Origin of the sequence: Paenirhizobium naphthalenivorans (assembly GCF_007992095.1) — a bacterium.
GTDB classification, from domain to species: Bacteria; Pseudomonadota; Alphaproteobacteria; order Rhizobiales; family Rhizobiaceae; genus Allorhizobium; species Allorhizobium naphthalenivorans.
Genome location: NZ_BJZP01000008.1, coordinates 40135 through 60780 on the forward strand (window position 1 = coordinate 40135; position 20646 = coordinate 60780).

Below are 20646 nucleotides of genomic sequence, written 5' to 3' on the forward strand. Positions count from 1 at the left end.
TTTACTCAGCTTCCCACATTTCCGCAGGCGCCCACCCGCGCCCTGCCAACGCTGGCAAGAGAGCCTGAACGCATGGCTTCCGTCAAGTCGGATGCGCCATTTCGGCACACGGAGCAGCCCCCAGCACAGACTCGAGCTCAGTGATGTCATTGAGCAGAACATCGCAGGCCTCTTCGAGCGACTGGCGCGATCCAGTGCCCGATAGCACCCCCACCTTCAGCCCGGCGCCGGCGTTGCGCCCCATATGCAGGTCATGATTATTGTCGCCGACCACGGCCACCTGACGCGGCTCCAGACCAGTCTCCGCGCAGAAGCCAAGCACCATGCCCGGACCAGGTTTGGAACCGTGGCCGCTGTCATAGCCAGCGACAAAGTCGACGTATTCCTCGATGCCGAAGCGACGCACGGTCACGCGGATGGACCGCTCATTGTCGCTGGAGGCAATGCCGAGCCTCAGGCCGCGATCGTGCAGGCGTGCAAACAAAGGCTGGAGTTCGGTAACCGGCACGGAGAGTTCGGCGGCGCTGGCGAAAAGATCGTCTATCAGCGGTACGAGTTCGTCAACGGCGAAGGACGCACCGGAAGCGATCAACCCTTCGCCAATCTCACGGCTATTGCCTGCGGCAAGCAGGCTGTCAGGCGCAAGATGGCCGGTGGCGGGATCCATGCCGCAGGCGGCAAGCAGACGCTCGGCAAGCTCAGCATCGCCGGAGGCGGCGATCAGCGCCAATCTGCGATTGACGGGCGCCCAGCTCGCGTCGAAGTCGAGCAATGTTCCGTCCTTGTCGAACAGGATTCCGGCGATGGCAGACGGTGCGGCCATGGTCCCTCCCCCTAGTGACTTCAGGCGCGGCCGGCGGAGCGCGGCTCAAGCCTCGCCTGAACCGTGAGCGGGTTGATATAGGGCTCCAGCCCTTTGACCGTCGCGGCCAGTGCTCCGCGCATTTCCTGCATGCTCTCCATGCCGGCATCGATCATCTTGTGGCGGGCCAGATCATTGGACAGGAGGAAATGCACCGCCTTGGCCAACATTTCGGCGTCGCGCACGATGCGGGCACTGCCATTGCGCACGAGGCGCTGATAGCTCTCGCGGAAATTCCCGACCTTCGGGCCGGCAAGCACGGCGCAACCGAGCATGGCCGGTTCCAGCGGGTTCTGTCCACCCTCCCCGGTCAGCGAGCGGCCGACGAAGGCGACTTCGGTCAGACGCAGGTAAAGGCCCATTTCGCCGATCGTATCGCCAAGAAAGACATCGACGTCCGGAGTTACGACGTCATCACGCGTCCGGCGCGCGACCTTCAGCCCCTTCTCGATCAACATGGCCTCGATCTCGTCGGCACGCTCTGGGTGGCGCGGCACGACAATCGACAAGAGACCGATATGAGCCTTGAGCGCGCGGTGCACCATGCCGGCGATCTTTTCCTCGCCATCGAAGGTCGAGATCGCCGCCCAGGTCTTGCGGTCGCCAATCTGCTGACGATAGCGCTCCAGAACCGCCTCATCGCAGGGCGGCGCATCGCCATCGACTTTGATATTGCCGGATACGTTGACCGGCCAGGCGCCGAGATCGCGGAAACGCTCGGCGTCGAGATCGGACTGGGCGATCACCAGCGCCAATCGGGAGAACAGAGCCTCAGCGACCGACAAATGGCGCTGCCAGCGCGAGAACGAACGGTCCGAGATGCGGGCGTTGACCAGGATTTGCGGAATATGCCGCTTGCTGAGTTCCATAAGCGTAGTCGGCCAGATCTCCGACTCCACCGATATAGCGACATCCGGCCGCCAATAATCGAGGAAACGACGCACCGCCGGCCTCACGTCAAGCGGCACGTATTGGTGCATGATCTCACCGTCGAGCCGGAAACGGGCGAGTTCGGCCGATGTAACAGTGCCGGTGGTCAAAAGGACGTTGATGTCGCGGCGACGCAATTCCCGCATCAAAGGCACGATGGCAAGTGTCTCGCCGACACTTGCGGCATGCATCCAGACGAGCGGACCGGCCGGCCGATCAATTGCCGGATAGCCGAAACGCTCCAGCCGACGCGTGCGATCTTCCTTGCCCTTGGCGGCACGAAGGGCCAACAGAGGCCCCGTCAGCGGATAGGCGGCAATGCCCGCCCAGCCGTAAGACGCTATGATCAACGATGCCAGACCGTCGCTCATCGCCATTGTTGGGAACCGTTCCTGTTCATCATGAACGCCATTTCGCCCTTTCCGGGGGTGGCTACGCAGAAAACTTCTGATGCTTCAAAACTACGTTTTAAAAGTGACATACGGCAACGGCCGGGGAGGTCATCCACAGGCCGTTACCAAAAAAAAGTCATTAGCTCTCGATGGTCGTACCACCCGGGGTCAGCAGGCGGTGCATATGCACGATGAAGTAGCGCATATGGGCATTATCGACAGTCTGCTGGGCCTTGGACTTCCAAGCCGCGAGCGCGCTGGCATAGTCGGGGAAGATACCGACGATGTCGAGGCTGTTCAGATCGCGGAACTGGACGTCTTCCAGGCTCGACAATTCGCCGCCGAAGACGAGGTGAAGAAGCTGCTTGCTATCGCTGGATTCCGTCATTCTCGATTTCTTTCAATTTCGGATTATCTCCCGCCTTCCTCTGCTCGATTTACAGGCAAAGGTCAACCGTGCGGCAGCAGGAGCAGGTGTTTGAGAAGGTCCGGCAGTTCCGCATCAATGGCCGCACACAGCTCGCCATGGCTGACATCGGCCCGGTTATAGCAAAGCGGCGCGCCGGCAAGATCGACGAGACTTCCTCCGGCACGCTTCAAGATGAGATCGGCTGCGGCGAGATCCCAGTCATGCGAGTTGCGCTTGACCAAGGTGGCGTCGATACGGCCCTCGGCCACCATGGCAAGACGATAGGCCAGCGAAGGGATATGCTCAACGCGTTCGATGCGGGTGCGGATCTGGGCATCGAAGGCTGAAACAATGTCCTGCGGGGTCGCGACGCGCAAGCGGTCGTCCGGGCGGTGTGGCGCGACCGTGATCGGCTGGCCGTTCTTCAGCGCCGGCCCATCGCTATAAGCCGTGAACTCCTCATCGAGCGCGGGCGCGACCAGCACTCCGGCAACCGGCTTGCCCTGATGGACCACGGCGACACTGACACACCATGTCTTGCGGTTGTTGATGAAGGCGCGCGTACCGTCGATCGGATCGACGATGAAAAGCGTCTCGCAATCGAGCCGCGCCGGATCATCATCGGTCTCCTCCGACAGCCAGCCGTAGTCCGGACGGGCCTTGCGCAATTGCTCTTCCAGACAGCGGTTGGCGGCATAGTCGGCGGCGCTGACCGGTGAATGCCCCTCGTTCTTCCACCAGACTTCCGGCGACTGGCCGAAATAGCTGAGCGCCACTGTGCCGGCTTCGCGCGCGGCCGTCGTGATCAACGCCATATCCGCCTGCCAGTCGAAGCTCGTCGTGCCTGTCATTCTTCTCTCTTTCAGCGTGGTACTGCGCTTGGCCGGCCGTCAGCGTCCGGCCAGCGTCATGCCTTCGATGGCGATGGTTGGCGCAGCGACTCCGAACTTGCGGTCGATGTCATTGGCCGGCGTGACCCGCATGAACATGTCCTTGAGATTGGAGGCGATCGTCACTTCGGAGACCGGATAGGCAAGCTCGCCGTTTTCGATCCAGAAGCCCGTCGCGCCACGGCTGTACTCGCCAGTAATCATATCGACGCCCTGGCCAATCAGTTCGGTCACGTAAAAACCATTGCCGACCTGGCGGATCAGGTCCTCGGGCGAAATCATTCCGGGTTCCAGCGCCAGATTGGTGGAGGTCGGGGACACCGACGTACCGCCCCGGGCACCACGGCCATTGGTGTGGAGGCCAAGCTCGCGGGCGACGGACGACGACAGGAACCAGTGCCGCAGAACACCATCCTCGATCATCGCCAGTTTCTCGCCGCGCACGCCCTCGCCGTCGAAGGGCCTAGAGGCAGAGCCGCGGATCTTGAGCGGATCGTCGGTGACGTTGAGCCCGGCTTTCAGCACCTGCTGGCCCATTCGGTCTCGCAGGAAGGATGTCTTGCGGGCGACCGAAGCGCCATTGATGGCGCCGGCAATATGGCCCACGAAACCACGGGCGACGCGCGGATCGAAAACCACGGTCAGATCCTTGCCGGTCGGCACCTGGCGCGGATTGAGCCGCTTGACCACACGTTCGCCGGCGCGACGGCCGATCGCTTCCGGCGTATCCAGCTCGCCGAAATAGAGACGGCTGTCGAAATCGTGATCGCGCTCCATTCCTGTGCCCTCGCCGGCGATCACGCCGACCGAACAGCTGAACCGGGAAGCCATGTAACTGCCGGAAAAGCCGTGCGAGGTGACAAGAACCATGCCGCCCATGCCGGCGGATGCGCTGGCTCCGGCAGAGTTGCTCACGCCATCGACGCCGAGAGCGGCGGCCTCCATCGAAAGAGCAGCCTCACGCAACATATCGCTCGACACTTCAGTCGGATCGAACAGCTCAAGATCGAGGGCCGAGCGGGCGAGATCGCCCTCGTCGGCGAGGCCGGCGAAAGGATCTTCCGGAGAGACCCTGGCCATGGCGACAGCGCGCTCGGCGAGCGCCCTGAGATCGAAGCCGGGGTTGGCCGAAACGCTGGCCACCTGCTTGCCGATGAACACCCGGAGCGAAAAATCGTCGCTCTCGGACGCATCGGTCTGCTCGACCTTGCCGAGGCGGACGCTGACCGAAGTCGAGCGGGAGCGGACGACCACGGCATCGGCGCTGTCGGCACCGGCCTTGCGGGCAAGCGCGACGAGTTCCTCGGCGCGGGAGAGGAGGCTGACGGAATCGATCTGGCTGGACATGTTTTGGCCTTTCATTCCCGCTCCATTTATTGTGCATTACGGAAGGCATCAAGGGTCGCCCGGTGATTCACCGGCCACAAGCGATCACAAACGCAGGAGAGTCAGGGATTGTCGACAGGAGCCGAGGCGCTTTTCACGGAAACGCTGCTGCTGCTTGGCGGCGCCATCGTCGCGGCTCCCCTCTTTCGCAAGCTCGGGCTGGGCACGGTGCTCGGCTATCTCGCCGCCGGGGTGCTGATCGGGCCGATCGCGCATCTCATCTCCGACGCGGAAGATATTCTTGCCGTGGCGGAGCTCGGGGTCGTCTTCCTGCTGTTCATCATCGGCCTTGAGCTGAAACCCACGCGCCTGTGGCACATGCGCCATGACATATTCGGCCTCGGCACCGCCCAGGTGGTGCTGACGGGCCTCGTGCTGACCGGGGCCTGCATCGCCACCGGTCTTGCGGACTGGCGCGGCGCGCTGGTGGCCGGATTCGGCTTGGCGCTGTCCTCGACCGCTTTCGCGCTGCAGACCCTCAACGGCAACGGCGAGATGAACAGCCGACACGGACAGAGAAGCTTTTCGATCCTGCTGCTGCAGGACATCGCCATCGTGCCCTTGCTCGCCATGGTCTCGATCCTCGGTGGCAGCGTCGAGGGCGACGGGCAGTCCGCCATTGTCGACATCGCCCTCTCGGTCGGCGCGATCGTCGCGACGATCGTCGCCGGACGGTTCTTGCTCACGCCGCTATTCCAGGTCATCGCCCGCACCGGCGCGCGCGAGGTGATGATCGCAACCGCCCTCTTCGTCGTCATGGGATCTGCCATGCTGATGCAGCTGGCCGGTCTGTCGATGGCGATGGGCGCCTTCCTCTCGGGCGTGATGCTGGCCGAATCCTCATACCGACATGAACTGGAGGCGGATATCGAGCCGTTTCGCGGCCTGCTTCTCGCCCTGTTCTTCATGGCGGTCGGGTTGTCGATGCAGCTCGACGTGATCTGGAACAATCTCGCCGTGGTCCTGATCGCCGTGCCAGCATTGATGGCGATCAAGGCGCTCATACTCTACGGGCTGTGCCGACTGACCGGCTCGGGCCATGACGATGCGATCCGCATTGCGCTGCTCTTGCCGCAAGGCGGCGAATTCGGCTTCGTCCTCTTCACCACCGCCGCGGTCGCGGGGCTGATCAGCGCCAGCACCTCGTCCCTGCTGATCGCAATCGTCACCCTGTCCATGGCGTTGATGCCATTGGCTTCCCTGGTCACCCGTCGCCTGATCCGGGAGGAGGCGCGCGAGGAGATTGAGGAGGACTTCGAGGGCGCCGGGTCCGACGTGCTGATCATCGGCTTCTCCCGCTTTGCCCAGATCGCCGCCCAGATCCTGCTCGCCAGCGGCCGGGACGTGACGATCATCGACGATTCGGCCGACCGCATCCGCCAGGCCGCCTCCTTCGGTTTCCGCATCTATTTCGGCGATGGCTGCAGGCTCGACGTGCTTCGGGCCGCCGGCATCGAGCGGGCGAAGATCGTCGCCGTGTGCACCCAAAAACGCGAGACAACGGACCGCATCGTCGACCTGATCCGGGACGAATATCACGACGTGCGACTGTTCGTGCGCGCCTATGACCGCGTTCACAGCATTTCGCTGAGAAAGCGTGATGTCGATTATGAACTGCGCGAGACGTTGGAATCGGGGCTTCTTTTCGGTCGCCGCACGATTGAGACGCTGGGTGTCAGCCAGGATGAGGCCTATGCGATCGGCGAGGACATTCGCCGCCGCGACGAGGAGCGACTGAAGATCCAGGTGGCCGACGGACTGCATGCCGGTCACCACATGCTGCATAACCGCCCGGTTCGGCCCGAACCGCTGGTCAAGCCGAAACGCGCGACGGCTCTGCCGGAGGCTCAGGGGGCCGGCGCGGAAGACAACGGCGCCTGATCGATGTCTCAGCGGCGGATGAAATCCTCGATCCGCGCGTCAAGCTCGCGCTTGAACTGGTCCTTGATCACCTCGTTCTCCTCAATGATCTGACGGGCTTTCAGGAGATCGAGCACGCGGAAAGCGTTGACCTCGGGCCGCAAATAGATATCCGGTTGGCAGAGCTTCATCTTCAGCGCGACATTCGACTGCATGAGCAATTGGGTTGCGCCGAGCAGGCTGTCGATCCGGTTCGGCACGAAGTTGCCCGCCGTATCCGGGCCACCAATCACGTCAACGCCGACGACGATGTCCGCCAGACCGCCCAGATGGTCATAGGGCACGGGATTGAAGATACCGCCATCGACCATCAATCGCCCGTCGCGCTGGATCGGCATGAACAGAGCCGGAATGGCCGCCGAGGCCGCGAGCGCCTCGTAGAGATCACCGCTATCGCAAACCACCTCACACTGACCGTAATAGTCCGTGGCAATGGCCTTGAACGGGATCTCGAGCGCGGAGAAATCTGCCGGAATCTGCTTGGGAAGGAACGCCTTGAGAATGCGTTCCAGATTGAACTGGCCAAGCTTGAAGCCGCCCAGCGCATCGCGCATGGTCGAAGGCCCCAGCCCCCACAGCCGGCTCACCACCGTGGCACGGTGGCCGATGGTTTCCACCGTGTAGTCGCGGATCTCCCTGCCCGTCATGCCGGCCGCCATACCGGCCCCCAGAATGGCACCCATGGATGACCCGATGATCACCACCGGCTTGAGGCCCAGTTCGTCAAACGCTTCGATGACCGGGATCTGGGCGAAGCCCCGCGCGCCGCCGGCACCAAGCGCCAGACCGATCGTCGGTCCGCCCGCCGGCAGCAGGGGCGGCGGCACGGTGACGGTCAGAGCATTCTCATCTTGCATGGCAGAGCCTTCCCAGGTGGAACGTCAGGCAGGCCTATAGGAGAAGAAGTACATTTTCGTGTCACCGAAGCTGCGCTCCTCGATGAATCGGAAGACGGGGTCAACAAGCACCTCGACATCGGCCCGCTCCTCGAGCAGGACGATTGCCTCCGGCTTGAGCCAACCGCCGGAATGGGCGGAGAACAGCGCTTTCTCGCCAAGCCCCTTACCATAGGGAGGATCGGCGAAAACCAGGTCAAAGGGCTCGATATTGGAAGCGGTGCCCAACTGGGTTGCGTCTCGGCGCAGCATGCGAGCCCGGCCGTGCAGGCCGAGAGCATCGATATTTTCCCACAGCAGGCTGCGGCCCTCGACGCTATTCTCGACGAAAAGCGCCGATTTCGCCCCGCGCGACAGCGCCTCTATGCCGACGGCGCCCGTGCCGGCGAAGAGGTCGAGCACGCGGGTCGCATCGAGCACGCCCGGATGGGCGTGCGCCAGAATGTTGAACAGGCTCTCGCGCGTCCGGTCGGTGGTCGGCCGGATGTCATTGGACTTCGGCGCGGCCAGGGAACGACCGCGAAACTCACCGCCGACGATCCGCACCGCGGCTTACCTCTTGCCCTTGGCAGGTCCCCGGCCGCCGGACGGCTTGCCACCGCCGCTGCGTCCACCGGGCTTGCCGGAGAAGGGCTTTGCCCCACCAGGTTTTCCACCAAACGACTTGCCGGCCGGCTTGCCGCAGAAAGGCTTTGCGCCCCTGGGCTTGTCGCCAAACGGGCGGTCTCCCGCCGGACGGCTGTCGGCGCTACGCGGCGCCCTCGGTTTGTCACCGAACGGCCGGTCAGCTGCCGGGCGGCTATCATTATTGCGTGGGCCACGCGGCTTATCGCCAAACGGCCGGTCGCCACGAGGACGGTCATCGCGCGGGCGTGCATCACGGGGACGATCGTCGCGCGGCCGGTCGCCGAAGGATCTTTCGCCACGGGGACGATCACCGAAGGGGCGATCACCACCACGGGCCAGACGCTCGGAACGGTCACCCCGATCGGGACGGCCGCCAAAGCCGCGCTTGGCGCCCTCATCACCCCTGCCACGGGCAGGTTCTTCGGCACGGATCCATTCGCCCTCCGCATCACGCGTGCGGCTGACCAGCACGCGCGGCCCCGGATCGGGACGGCCGTAGTCGGGCTTGCCCTTGCGGTCGGGATCGAAGCGGTTCGCCGATTTGGTCGGCTTGCCGTCTTTCGTGCGCCCGTAGCGCTTGTCGGGTGCGCCATCCGGACGAGCGCGTGACGGGCGCTTTTCCGCAGCGGCGGTCTCACCCGCCTTCTTTTCAGAGACCGGACGCGCGCCGGGTGCCATCCAGACATTGGCGGTACGCGACGAGCCGGGCGTACGGCGCTGCGGCTTGTCGGGGCCATCGCCGAAGCCGCCGCCACGTCGATCATCGCCGCGCGTCTCGCGCTTGCCGGCGAAGTCACCCTTGCGACGGTCGTCGCCCGGGCGCTTGCCTTGCGGCTTGCCGCGCGCGTCGTCACGTCGTGTATCGAGACGGTCGAGCGCCCGCTCGCGATGATCTTCGCGCTTACCCTCGTACCGGGGCTTTTCCTCACGCGCCCATTCGGATTTCACCGGCCTCGCCTTGGCGGACGCGACGTCGTCCTCGTCGTCATCACCGCTGTGATCGAAGATCGGCGCGTCGAAATTGGCCTTGGCCTCCTCGATCAGACGAGGGCCGAGCTGATCGCGCAGCATGCGACCACGCACCTCGATCACCTTGCCCTCCGGCAGATCGCCGAGCTGGAAAGGACCATAGGAAATGCGGATCAGGCGGTTGACCTCCAGACCGAGCGCGCCAAGCACGTTCTTGATCTCGCGGTTCTTGCCCTCACGAAGGCCCATGGTGATCCAGACATTGTGGCCCTGGGTGCGGTCGAGTGTAGCATCGATCGAGCCGTAGAGCACGCCGTCGACGGCAATGCCGTCCTTCAGCTTGTCGAGCCCCGCCTGGTCGATCTCACCATAGGCGCGGACGCGGTAGCGACGCAGCCAGCCGGTGGTCGGCAGTTCCAAAACGCGGGCGAGACCGCCGTCGTTGGTGAGCAGCAGAAGTCCCTCGGTATTGATGTCGAGGCGGCCGATGGACATGACGCGCGGAAGCTCTTCCGGCAGATTATCGAACACCGTCGAACGGCCTTCCGGATCGGCATTGGTCGTCACCAGGCCGGCCGGCTTGTGGTAGAGCCAGAGACGGGTGCGTTCGATGCCGCGGATCGGCTGACCATCGACCTCGATGGTGTCGGCAAAGGTGGCGTTGACGACAGGGGTGTCGAGCACCTTGCCGTTCAGCGAGACCCTGCCTTCCATCACCATGCGCTCGATGTCTCGACGCGAGGCGACACCGGCGCGGGCGAGGAGCTTGGAAATGCGCTCGGGCTTTACGCCGTCATCGGTCACGGCCGGGACCTGGGCCCTGGCCATTTTCGGCGCTGGCTTGTCAGATGCCGAGCTCGGCTTGCGGGTAAGCGGCTTGCCGCCACGGTCGGACGTTTTCGGCCCGGGGCGCCTGGACTTGTCTTTGAATGTCATTTGTTGTTTGCCTGTGGTTTGGGCTGTCCTATCAGGTCAGGGCGGATTGGTTAAGAGGAAAGTTGTAAACGTGGTGCAGACGAACGGCTTCATGGCGGCAGCACTTGAGGAGGCGCGTTGTGCCGCCGCGCGTGGCGAGGTGCCGATCGGCGCAGTCGTCGTCGCCGACGGGCGGATTGTCGCCCGGGCCGGAAACGAGACGCGGGCGCTCAATGACGTGACCGCGCATGCCGAAATACTCGCCATCCGCCGCGCCGCCACAGCGATCGGCGACGAACGGCTGGCCGGCGCCGATCTCTATGTCACCCTCGAACCTTGCACCATGTGCGCGGCGGCCATTTCGTTTGCCCGCATCCGCAGGCTCTATTATGGCGCCGAGGATCCGAAGGGCGGCGGGGTCGACCATGGCGTGCGCTTCTATGCCCAGCCAACCTGCCACCATGCGCCCGAGGTCTATTCCGGCCTGAGCGAAAGCGAATCCGCCACTTTGCTGAGAGACTTCTTCCAGGACAGGCGGGAAAGGCCTTGAGCCCATTGCCGCGGGTCGGGCTAGCCACCCATGCAATGAGCACATCGTCCGGCACCAGCGACGACGCTGGCGCGGCAAGGTCAGACCGGAAGAGGATCTAGTTCCCGCCCGTCGAGGACGATCCGGTCACGGCCGCCGCCCTTGGCCCGATAAAGATACTCATCGGCCCGGCGAAAGAGATCGACCGGGTCAAAAGCGTCGACGACGGATGCCGCCCCGATGCTGACCGTAACCGACACAGATTTTCCGTCGACCGTGAGGTCTATCGCCGCGACGGCGCGACGGATGGCATCGGCGATGACACCCGCCCGCTCCGCTCCGGAGGAATGCAGGAACACGACAAACTCCTCGCCACCGATCCGCCCCCAGATGTCGCCGCCAGTGGTCATCTCCGCTATGCAAGCCGCGATCCGGCGCAGGGCCTCGTCGCCGGCGAGATGGCCGAAGACATCGTTGATGCGCTTGAAATGATCGGCATCGGCAACCAGCAGGGTCGCCGGGCCGCGGTGGGTGCGGGCGAGCGCACCGAGCGCTGAAAACAGCGCCTCGCGGTTAAGACCGCCGGTCAGCGCGTCCCGCCGCGCCCTGAAACGCAGGTCCTCATGCAGGCGGCTGAGCTCGCTATGCATATCCTCCAGTTCGACATGCATGCGGGCCAGTTCGTCGCGCTGGCGCACGATAATGTCCTTCTGGTGAAACTGCCAGAGGCTGGCCGGTCCGCCAATAACAAGTGGGCAGAACACGCTCATCCAGAAGCCCGGACCATCGGGATGGCCACCCAGCAAGGGCACAAGCAGCAGGACGATGGACACGGAAGCGACCACGGAGGCCACTGTGGCGACCGCTGACTTGACCCATGTATTTTTACCGATCCCGAACATGGCGCACGCTAGCCGATCGCAAGTTAGTCTAACATGACATCATGAGAGCCTTGAGCTGAAAGCCGCCGGACATCAGCCCGCCGCGAATTCCTTCAGCTTGTCGCCCGTGAGCCGGTAGCGGATCCATTCGGTCTGCGGCTCGGCACCGATCGCATCATAGACGCTGATCGCCGGCGCGTTCCAGTCCAGCACGCTCCATTCGAACCGGCCGCACCCTTTTTCCACCGCCCGCTTCGCCATATGGCGCAGCAACAGCTTGCCGGCGCCTGAGCCCCGGTAATCCGGCGAGACATAGAGATCCTCGAGATAAAGGCCGTTTCGAGCCTGCCAGGTGGAATAATTGAAGAACCAGACGGCAAAACCGGCGGCTACGCCATCGACCTCCAGGATCGCCGCCTCCGTCACCGAAGCCGGGCCGAACAACGAGACCTTGAGGCTATCTTCCGTCGCCTCCACCTCGTGGCCGGCTTTCTCGAAAACCGCCAGCTCGGTGATGAAACGAAGGATGGTCGCAACGTCGTCCGGCGTCGCAGCGCGAATGGTGAAATTCATCAAAGCTCCTCAAATCGTCCAGGCATGAAAAAGGGCAGGTCGTTTCCGGCCCACCCTTGTCGTCAAATCGTCGAAGCCGCAAGGCCTATTGGAAGGGCAGCCACCAGTGCCGTTCCTGGCCGGCGGCCTTGGCCATCTTCTTGCGGCGCTTTTCCTTCGTGGCTTCGGGTTCGCCAAGGTCCGTGAGGGCCGCCTCATCAGCCTTGCGATATTCGGTCGGCGGATCGGAAAGGTAGCGACGCTGATCGAGATAGGCGCCCTTCTGCTGCTTGCGGGCATCGCGGAAGGCCTGCCACTTCTGGCTTTCAGTCATCGTTCCATTGGTCCCGTAGCCGGCGAGCAGCGGCGAACGATAGCGCGGGTTATCGGCATTGGCATCCGCTTCGGCGACGAGACGCTCACGCGCCTGTTCCGGACTTTCCAGCCAAGCAGGGTTCTCCTTGCCGGCCAGCGACTGCTGCGGTGCGGCCAGATTTGTCCTTGCGGTTTCCGGCGGCATGACAAGCGCGGGGCGCGGATTGTATTTCATCCCACTATTCTTGTTCGGACTGGAGCCGATCGAGGCGGCCGAGCCGACGTCGTCCACCAACTGTTCCATGGCGGTCTTGTCGGTGCCGTAGGTCGGGCTGCCAACACAGCCGGTCAATGCGGAGCATGCGAGCAAAAGGCCGGCCATCCCGACGCCAACTCTGAACAAATCTGCCGATTTCATGAATGCCTTCGAGCCTCGCCGCTGGTTATGCTTTCCGCCGAATGTCTTACATCTTCGCCTGAGCGAAGAATTCGGCCAATTTCAGGCACAATTACCGGATGACCGCCGAAAGCGCAAATCATCCGGTAACATTTCGTTAATGGCGGGCGGCCAGTTCGCGCAGCGCCGCCGCGTCGCGGGCCGAGACGTCCGGATAGTCCGGGTCGGAGCCGACGTCGCTGGTGATCCTCCAGGAGCGCGCGCATTTCGTGCCCACGGCAGGTTTCGGCTCGACCGCGACCTTGGTCCCGTCATCCAGACGGAAGGCCTCCGCCGGACCGTCTCCGGCCACGACGGAGATGCCCGAGGTGATGCAGATCTCGGCGAAATCGAGGTCCTCAATGGCTGCCAGAAGCTCCGGATCGGCAATGTGTACGACCGGGGCCGCTTCCAGCGACGAACCGATGCGCTTGTCCTTGCGCTCGATTTCCAGCGCGCCGGTCACCGCACGACGCACGGTGCGAACCTTGTTCCACTTCTCGGCCAGCGCCTTGTTCGACCAGTCCGCCGGGATTTGCGGGAACTGTTCGAGATGCACCGATACCGCGTTCGGATCGCGCGATAGCCAGGCCTCTTCCGTGGTGAAGGGCATCATCGGCGCGAACCACAGCACGAGGCAGTCGAACAGCTTGCGGATGACGAAGAGAGCCGAGCGGCGCTTATGGCTGGACGGGGCGTCGCAGTAGAGCGCGTCCTTGCGGATGTCGAAGTAGAAGGCCGAAAGCTCGACGTTGGCGAAATCGGTAAGCGAGCGGACGATACGCTTGAAGTCGAATTCGTCGTAGCCGGTGCGAACCAGCTGATCGAGTTCGGCCAGGCGATGCAACATCAGCTTTTCGAGTTCCGGCAGATCTGCGTAGGCGATCTCCTCGCCGGTGTCATGGGCCAGCGTTCCGAGCATCCAGCGGACCGTGTTGCGGATCTTGCGATAGGCATCGATATTGGTCTGGATGATCGTCTTTCCGAGACGCTGATCTTCCCAATAGTCGGTGTTCATGACCCAGAGACGCAGGATATCGGCGCCGGACTGGTTCATCACATCCTGCGGGAAGACCTGATTGCCGAGCGACTTCGACATTTTGCGACCGTCTTCCGCCATGGTAAAACCATGGGTCACGACGGCATTGTAGGGCGCACGGCCGCGCGTCGCGCAGCTTTCCAGCAGCGACGAATGGAACCAGCCGCGATGCTGGTCGGAGCCTTCGAGGTAGACGTCGGCAGGCCATTTGAGGTCCGGGCGGTCCTCGAGCGTAAACGTGTGCGTGCAGCCACTGTCGAACCAGACGTCGAGGATGTCTGTGACCATGAGCCATTTTTCCGCATCATGGGCATTGCCGAGGAAGCGTTCCTTAGCGCCTTCGGCGAACCAGGCATCGGCGCCTTCCTTCTCGAAGGCCTCGAGGATGCGCTTGTTGACCTCCTCGTCCTGCAGCACGTTGCCGGCCGCATCGGCGAAGACGCAGATCGGAACGCCCCAGGCACGTTGACGCGACAGGACCCAATCCGGGCGCTGTTCGATCATGGCGCGCAGGCGGTTCTGGCCGGCGGCGGGGACGAAGCGAGTGTCGTCGATGGCGCTCAGCGCACGGGTGCGCAGCGTGGAGCCGTCGCCGAGATCCTTGTCCATGTAGACGAACCATTGCGGCGTGTTGCGGAAGATGATCGGCTTCTTGGAACGCCAGGAATGCGGATAATCGTGCTTGATGCGGCCACGGGCAAACAGGTTGTTGGCGGCGATCAGCGCCTCGATGACGCGCTTGTTGGCATCGCCCTTCTTGCCGTTGTCATCCATGACCCGGGCGGCACCGCCTTCGGCCGAGGGGCCAAAGCCAGGCGCTTCGTCGGTGTAGAAGCCATCATCGCCAACGGTGAAGGGGATTTTCGACGAGATGCCGCGGGCCTCAAGCTCGCGGGCGTGATGCATCCAGGCTTCAAAGTCCTCGCGGCCGTGGGACGGCGCGGTGTGCACGAAGCCGGTGCCGGCGTCGTCGGTGACGTGGTCGCCGTCGAGCAGGGGGACGTCGAATGTGTAGCCCATATCGGCCAGCGGGTGGGCGCAGGTGATCGCGCCGAGTTCCATACCGGTCACATCGCGGATCAGCTTGAAGATAACCTTGGCCTTGGTGGCGCAATCTTCGGCCAGACGTTTGGCGAAGATCAGCTTCTCGCCCGGCTGCGGACCAAAATCGTTCACCGCCTCGGTGACCTCGTAGAGGCCATACTCGATGCGAGACGAGTAGGAGATCGCGCGGTTACCAGGGATGGTCCATGGGGTCGTGGTCCAGATGACGACAGATGCCCTGAACAGATCGGGGGAAACCGGCCCCATCAACTGCGCAGTGCGCTCGAGATGCCGTTCGATTTCAGGGCTTCCAGGCTGAACCGAAATGGCGCCATCAGATACTCTCACCGGGAACTTCACCCAGATCGTGTCGCTTTCGACCTCATGATACTCCACCTCGGCTTCCGCCAGCGCGGTGCGCTCCACCACGCTCCACATGATCGGCTTGGAACCGCGATAGAGCTGACCGGACATGGCAAGCTTCAGCAGTTCGCCGGCGATGCGGCTTTCGGAGTGGAAGGCCATGGTGGTGTAGGGATTGTCGAAATCACCCTCGATGCCGAGACGGCGAAATTCCTCCGACTGGGTGTTGATCCAGCCCTGCGCGAATTCGCGGCATTCCTTGCGGAACTCATTGATCGGGACTTCGTTCTTGTCCTTGCCCTTGGCGCGATAGGCCTCCTCGATCTTCCATTCGATCGGCAGGCCGTGGCAGTCCCAGCCGGGCACGTAGTTCGAATCGAACCCACGCATCTGGAACGAGCGGGTGATGACGTCCTTCAGCACCTTGTTCAGCGCATGGCCGATATGGATGTTGCCGTTGGCATAGGGAGGTCCGTCGTGCAGGACGAACTTCTCGCGGCCGGCGGCGGAGGCGCGGAGCTTTTTGTAAAGGCCCATGTCCTTCCACTTTTTAGCCATTTCCGGCTCCTTCTGCGGCAGGCCTGCGCGCATCGGGAATTCGGTCTGGGGCAGATAGAGGGTGGAGGAATAGTCTACTTTTTCATTGGTATCGGTCATGATCTTGCCATCGAGGGGCGCCCGGAGCGGGTCGCGCATTGGTCTAGAAATTCGCGGTGACGGAGAGCGCTATCACAAGCGCCAAGAACCCGGACCCTCCGGCAGCTTTCAAAGCGCGCGGAAGGCCGGGCCAATAATTCGAAGGGATATGGTCAGCCGAAACCTAGTCATTGTGGCGGTTGTTTAAGCGTTTTTGGCACGAAAAGGAAGGGGCCGGCGCGGCAAATGATCAGGTAGCGCGCACAGCCAAACCGAAGACATTGGCCTTGAGGAACCAACGGGCGGTCAACATGCCCGTCACCAGCGCGGCAAGGAAGATATAGGCCTCATGGTGGCCGAGCCCCAGCGCCGGGATGGAGCCACCGGGGCAGAAGCCGGCAATGCCCCAGCCGATGCCGAACAGCACCGAGCCACCGATCAGCCGCGCGTCGATGCGACCCTTGGCCGGGATGTGAAACATGGTGTCGAAGACCGGTCGCTGACGGCGGCGCTGGATCAGGACATAACCCGGCGCGGTGACGAGCAGCGCCCCCGCCATGACGAAGGCCAGGCTCGGGTCCCAGGTGCCGGCGATGTCAAAAAAGTTCATCACCTTGGCCGGATCGGCCATGCCGGCCAGCACGATGCCGATACCGAAGATGGCGCCAATGGCGACTGCGCTCAGATATTTCATCGGATCAGACCTTCTCAGAACACGTGACGGATGAGGTAGACGGTGACGAAAGCACCCGCCATGAAGCTTGCGGTCGCGGCGATGGATCGAGGCGAAAGCCGCGCCATGCCGCAGACACCGTGACCCGAAGTACAGCCGGAACCAAAGGTCACACCCAGGCCGGTGACGAGACCACCGACGATCAGGGCACCGAGCGAGATCGGCACGGAAAAGCTGGCCTCGTAGCCGGAAAGCGCCAGAAGCGCCGGGGCACCGATCGCGCCAACAAGAAAGGCCGCGCGCCAGGCCCAATCGGCCGACAATGGCGGAAAAACGCCGATGACGATAGCCGACATGCCGGCGATCCTGCCCCAGAAAGCCATCAGCAGGACGGCGGCAAGGCCGATGAGCGCGCCTCCGGCAAAGGAGAGTAGTGGCGTGAATTGGGTCATGCGGGCTTCCTGAAACGGTGCGACTGCCCGCCCATAGCGGAGGCGGGGCTTGGTCGCAATCTACAGCGCCGCCCGCCTGAGATATAGCAAAGACATTATATTTGCGGACACAACCGGGAAACGCTTTTGCGCACTATCACGCTGCGGCGAACAAAGGCGGCGCCTCGGCCGGCAGGGTCGCGCTCAGAAAGCGATCTTGACGTCCAGCGCACCGAGCGGTTTGACACCCGAAAGAAGAGCCCTCGCCTCGTCTTCGTCCTGGCGGATCTGGGCAACCAGCGGCTCCAATCCGGCAAACTTCAACTCGTCCCGCAGATGACCGAAGAAGGACACCCGACACGTCTCGCCATAGAGATCGCCGGAAAAATCGAAGACGAAGGTCTCCAGCAGGGCCGCACCGTCCTCGGTCACGGTCGGGCGATGGCCGAAGCTTGCGACGCCGTTGTGGAGGCTGCCGTCGGCACGGCGCAGCTTCACGGCATAGATACCCGGCTTCAGCTCGGCCTCCGGAGCAAGCGCCATGTTGGCAGTCGGATAGCCGAGCGTGCGGCCGAGTTGCTGCCCCTTGATCACTTCAGCCTCAATGGTGAAACGGTAGCCGAGCAGGCCCGCGGCCTGCGCCACATCGCCCTCGCCCAGCAGGCGGCGGATGCGGCTCGACGAGACGACATCAGCGCCCTCGTCGCGGAAGGCGTCGACCAGTGTCACGCCGAACCCATGCCGCCTGCCGGCCTCCATGAGATAGGCCGGACCGCCCTCGCGGCCTTTGCCGAAATGGAAGTCAAAGCCGGTGACGACTTCTGTCGCGCCGAGCCAATCGACCAGAATGGAGTCGACGAACTCCTGCGCCGAGCGGCCGGCAAATTCACGGTCGAACGGATATTCGATCACCGAATGAAAGCCCATAGCCTCGAGCAGGTGGGCGCGAAGTGGTGCCGGGGTCAGGCGAAAGACCGGCTTGTCAGGATTGAATACGGTACGCGGATGCGGCTCGAAGGTCAGCACGAGGGCGGGAACGCCCCGGGTCTTCGCCAGATCGAGCGCCCGCTTGAGCACAGTCTGGTGGCCGCGATGCACGCCGTCGAAATTGCCGATGGCGATCACGCCGCCCTTCAGCTTCTCCGGCAGCGGATTCTTCTTCTCGTTGCGATGAAAAACCGTCATCCCTATGCCCCGATCAGGCGAGCCTCTGCATCCAGTATTGCGGCTCGGCGTTCTCGCGCTTCAGGTAAGCGTTGAGGATGGCCTCGTCCGGCCGGCCGTTGACCGTGTATTCGGCGGCGTGGATGCCACCGGAGATGTAAAGCAGGTCGAGACCTGCATTGAGCGCACCACGCACGTCGGTCGGCATGCCGTCACCGATCGCCAGCACACGGCCCTTACCCGGCTCGGCGTGGCGATGATCGCTGGCTGCCGCAAGCGAGGCTGCATAGATCGGCGCGTGTGGCTTGCCGGCGATGCGGGTTTCACCGCCAAGCTGCTGGTAATAGGCGGCAACCGCCCCGGCGCAGGGAATCATCCGGCTGCCGCGCTCGACAATCAGGTCGGGATTGGCGCAGATCAGCGGCGCCTTCCGGGCGGCAAAAACCGTCAGCATGTCGTGATAATCTTCCGGCACTTCCGTCTCGTCGTCGAAGAAGCCGGTGCAGACGATAGCCTCGGCCTCTTCCGCACTGACGCGCACGACGTCAAGGCCGTCGAGCAGGTTGAGGTCGCGATCGGGGCCGAGGAAGAAGACCTTCTTCGGGCCGGCGGCGATCAGCGTACGGGTGACGTCGCCCGAGGTGACGATCCGGTCATAGGCCGTATCGGCGACGCCGATCATGCGAAGCTGGCTGATGACATCCTGCGAGCGACGCGGCGAATTGGTGATCAGCACGACCGTCACGCCCGCCGCACGTGCCGCCGTCAGCGCCTCGGAGGCGGCCGGGAAGGCATCGATGCCGTTGTGCAGTACGCCCCAGACGTCGCAGAGGATGACGTCATAACGTTCGGTGACATCGCTCAAGGTGGAAATGCGCTCGGCCATTCGCTGATCCTGACTGTAGTAAATGCAGGGCTGACATTGCAAAGGAATGCCGGGAAGGCAAGGGCCTTTGCGGCTTCCAGCGGAAATTTGGCAGGAGGCGGAGGCTCAGCGCAGTAGTCGGTAAAGGAGCCCGAGGCCCGCCGCGGCAATCAGGGTGCGGCCCATTCCCTGCTTCAGCACGAAGATCATCACAGCCGAGAGCACGGCCAGCCCCAGGGCTGCCGGATCGAGTGCCGTCGGGTCGGGCAGCGGCAGGGAGAAGGAAAAGAACGGGGCCGTCTCATCCACACCTTCTCGGGGGGACGGCCAGATAGTCCATCGGTCGACCTTGGCGAACAGCACATGCAGGGCGAACCAGACGGCAAGATTGAGAATAACGCCGACTACAGCCGCAGTGATTGTCGAGAGCGCGGCCGTGATCATACGATTGCCGCGCAACCGCTCGACATAGGGCGCACCGGCAAATATCCACACGAAACTCGGCACGAAGGTCGCCCAGGCGGCAAGCAGTCCGCCGAAAATTCCACCGAGGAAGGGCGGCATGCCGCCGGCATCACGAAAGCCGGCGAGGAAACCGACATAGGAGAGCACCAGTACCAGCGGCCCGGGCGTGGTCTCGGCCAGCGCCAGCCCGTCGAGCATCTCGCCGGGTTTCAGCCAGTGATACTGCTCAACCGCCACCTGCGCGACATAGGCGAGCACCGCATAGGCGCCGCCGAAGGTGACGAGTGCCATGCGGGAAAAGAAGGAAAAGATCTCGGCAAGGCCACTCGCGCCGGAGAGCAGCCAGAGGCCGAGGATCGGCGCCTGCCAGACGACAAGCCAGAACGCGAGTGTGACAAGAGAACGGACAAGCGGTCGACGTGGCACCTCGCCCAAATCCGCCCCTTCGTCCAAGCCGATGGCAGCGGGTTGCCCGTGGTGGGCCGCGGCCAGCGCCTCGGCCAGGCCCGCGACACCGGCAAAAAGCACGACAAGGGGAAAGGGTAGCGAAAAGACGAACAGGGCGACGAAGGCGGCAAAGGCGACGATGCGGTGGAAGCGCGTCGTCAAGGCACGGCGGCCGATGCGCACAACCGCCTCGACCACAATCGCCAGAATGGCCGCCTTCACCCCGAAGAACAGGCCGGCGACCCAACCAAGATCATGATAATGGGCATAGAGGGCGGAAAGTCCGAGAATGACGGCAAGCCCGGGCAGAACGAAGAGCAGGCCCGCCGCAATGCCGCCGCGCACGCCGTTCGTGAGCCAGCCGATATAGGTGGCGAGCTGCTGCGCCTCCGGGCCGGGCAGCAGCATGCAGAAGTTCAACGCGTGCAGGAACCGCGCCTCGGAAACCCAACGCCTTTCATCGACGCATATGCGGTGCATCAGCGCGATCTGGGCCGCCGGCCCGCCGAAGCTGAGGAGACCTATGCGCAGGAAAGCGGACAGTAATTCGCCGAAGCTCGGCTGTTGGATGGTTTCCTGTTCATCGGTCGTCACATGCTGCTCCCTGATC

The 20646-nt window shown here is 63.4% G+C and carries 19 protein-coding genes; 2 read left to right on the plus strand and 17 right to left on the minus strand.

Translation table 11 applies throughout. From position 1 onward, the window contains the following. Positions 1–82: 82 nt before the first annotated feature. The 5 genes from RNA01_RS10070 to RNA01_RS10090 all read right to left on the minus strand — a co-directional run bounded on the left by RNA01_RS10070 (position 83) and on the right by RNA01_RS10090 (position 4830). Positions 83–823, minus strand: coding sequence for an HAD family hydrolase (locus RNA01_RS10070; RefSeq protein ID WP_147180053.1), 741 nt, complete (start codon positions 821–823; stop codon positions 83–85). A gap of 20 nt (positions 824–843) precedes the next feature. After that, entirely contained in the window at positions 844–2163 is a 1320-nt protein-coding gene (gene waaA / locus RNA01_RS10075) for a lipid IV(A) 3-deoxy-D-manno-octulosonic acid transferase (RefSeq protein ID WP_147180214.1), read from the minus strand. A 160-nt stretch (positions 2164–2323) separates the two neighbouring features. After that, the gene (locus tag RNA01_RS10080; protein WP_147180055.1) at positions 2324–2572 is read right to left on the minus strand and encodes a DUF4170 domain-containing protein; all 249 of its coding nucleotides are present in this window, start codon (positions 2570–2572) and stop codon (positions 2324–2326) included. A gap of 62 nt (positions 2573–2634) precedes the next feature. Next, positions 2635–3444, minus strand: coding sequence for a 3'(2'),5'-bisphosphate nucleotidase CysQ (locus tag RNA01_RS10085; protein ID WP_147180057.1), 810 nt, complete (start codon positions 3442–3444; stop codon positions 2635–2637). Positions 3445–3483: 39 nt separating this feature from the next. Next, positions 3484–4830, minus strand: coding sequence for a TldD/PmbA family protein (locus RNA01_RS10090; RefSeq protein ID WP_147180215.1), 1347 nt, complete (start codon positions 4828–4830; stop codon positions 3484–3486). Between the two features lie 108 nt (positions 4831–4938). On the opposite strand from RNA01_RS10090, the gene RNA01_RS10095 reads away from it, so the two are divergent. Further along, the gene (locus tag RNA01_RS10095; protein WP_147180059.1) at positions 4939–6750 is read left to right on the plus strand and encodes a monovalent cation:proton antiporter-2 (CPA2) family protein; all 1812 of its coding nucleotides are present in this window, start codon (positions 4939–4941) and stop codon (positions 6748–6750) included. An 8-nt stretch (positions 6751–6758) separates the two neighbouring features. Here the strand turns inward: RNA01_RS10095 and RNA01_RS10100 are convergent, their stop codons facing one another. The 3 genes from RNA01_RS10100 to RNA01_RS10110 are packed head-to-tail and all read right to left on the minus strand — an operon-like array spanning position 6759 to position 10217. Further along, on the minus strand, positions 6759–7646 hold the full coding sequence (locus RNA01_RS10100) for a patatin-like phospholipase family protein (protein ID WP_147180061.1): 888 nt from the start codon (positions 7644–7646) through the stop codon (positions 6759–6761). A gap of 24 nt (positions 7647–7670) precedes the next feature. Further along, on the minus strand, positions 7671–8231 hold the full coding sequence (rsmD, locus tag RNA01_RS10105) for a 16S rRNA (guanine(966)-N(2))-methyltransferase RsmD (RefSeq protein ID WP_147180063.1): 561 nt from the start codon (positions 8229–8231) through the stop codon (positions 7671–7673). 6 nt (positions 8232–8237) lie between these two features. Beyond that, positions 8238–10217: a pseudouridine synthase gene (locus RNA01_RS10110; RefSeq protein ID WP_147180065.1), complete on the minus strand. Its 1980-nt coding sequence runs from the start codon at positions 10215–10217 to the stop codon at positions 8238–8240. Positions 10218–10308: 91 nt separating this feature from the next. On the opposite strand from RNA01_RS10110, the gene RNA01_RS10115 reads away from it, so the two are divergent. After that, positions 10309–10746 (plus strand): nucleoside deaminase, encoded by a 438-nt coding sequence (locus RNA01_RS10115; protein WP_284728043.1) that lies wholly within the window; start codon positions 10309–10311, stop codon positions 10744–10746. Positions 10747–10826: 80 nt separating this feature from the next. Here the strand turns inward: RNA01_RS10115 and RNA01_RS10120 are convergent, their stop codons facing one another. The 9 genes from RNA01_RS10120 to chrA all read right to left on the minus strand — a co-directional run bounded on the left by RNA01_RS10120 (position 10827) and on the right by chrA (position 20630). Beyond that, positions 10827–11627, minus strand: coding sequence for a GGDEF domain-containing protein (locus RNA01_RS10120; RefSeq protein WP_147180069.1), 801 nt, complete (start codon positions 11625–11627; stop codon positions 10827–10829). A gap of 72 nt (positions 11628–11699) precedes the next feature. Beyond that, positions 11700–12179 carry a GNAT family N-acetyltransferase gene (locus RNA01_RS10125; protein WP_147180071.1) on the minus strand — a complete coding sequence of 160 codons (480 nt, stop codon included), beginning with the start codon at positions 12177–12179 and terminating at the stop codon, positions 11700–11702. A gap of 85 nt (positions 12180–12264) precedes the next feature. After that, complete coding sequence (locus RNA01_RS10130) at positions 12265–12891, minus strand: hypothetical protein (RefSeq protein ID WP_147180072.1); 627 nt, start codon at positions 12889–12891, stop codon at positions 12265–12267. A 136-nt stretch (positions 12892–13027) separates the two neighbouring features. After that, a complete protein-coding gene (gene ileS / locus RNA01_RS10135) occupies positions 13028–16051 on the minus strand; it encodes an isoleucine--tRNA ligase (protein ID WP_371864058.1) in 3024 nt (1007 codons plus the stop codon). A gap of 190 nt (positions 16052–16241) precedes the next feature. After that, the gene (locus RNA01_RS10140; RefSeq protein ID WP_147180076.1) at positions 16242–16685 is read right to left on the minus strand and encodes a YeeE/YedE family protein; all 444 of its coding nucleotides are present in this window, start codon (positions 16683–16685) and stop codon (positions 16242–16244) included. A gap of 14 nt (positions 16686–16699) precedes the next feature. After that, entirely contained in the window at positions 16700–17116 is a 417-nt protein-coding gene (locus RNA01_RS10145; RefSeq protein WP_147180078.1) for a YeeE/YedE family protein, read from the minus strand. A gap of 183 nt (positions 17117–17299) precedes the next feature. Continuing rightward, positions 17300–18280, minus strand: a complete 981-nt coding sequence (locus tag RNA01_RS10150; protein WP_147180080.1) for a bifunctional riboflavin kinase/FAD synthetase — start codon at positions 18278–18280, stop codon at positions 17300–17302. Between the two features lie 13 nt (positions 18281–18293). Further along, complete coding sequence (locus tag RNA01_RS10155) at positions 18294–19145, minus strand: TIGR01459 family HAD-type hydrolase (RefSeq protein ID WP_147180082.1); 852 nt, start codon at positions 19143–19145, stop codon at positions 18294–18296. A 105-nt stretch (positions 19146–19250) separates the two neighbouring features. Beyond that, positions 19251–20630, minus strand: coding sequence for a chromate efflux transporter (chrA, locus tag RNA01_RS10160; RefSeq protein WP_174824544.1), 1380 nt, complete (start codon positions 20628–20630; stop codon positions 19251–19253). Positions 20631–20646: the final 16 nt, after the last annotated feature.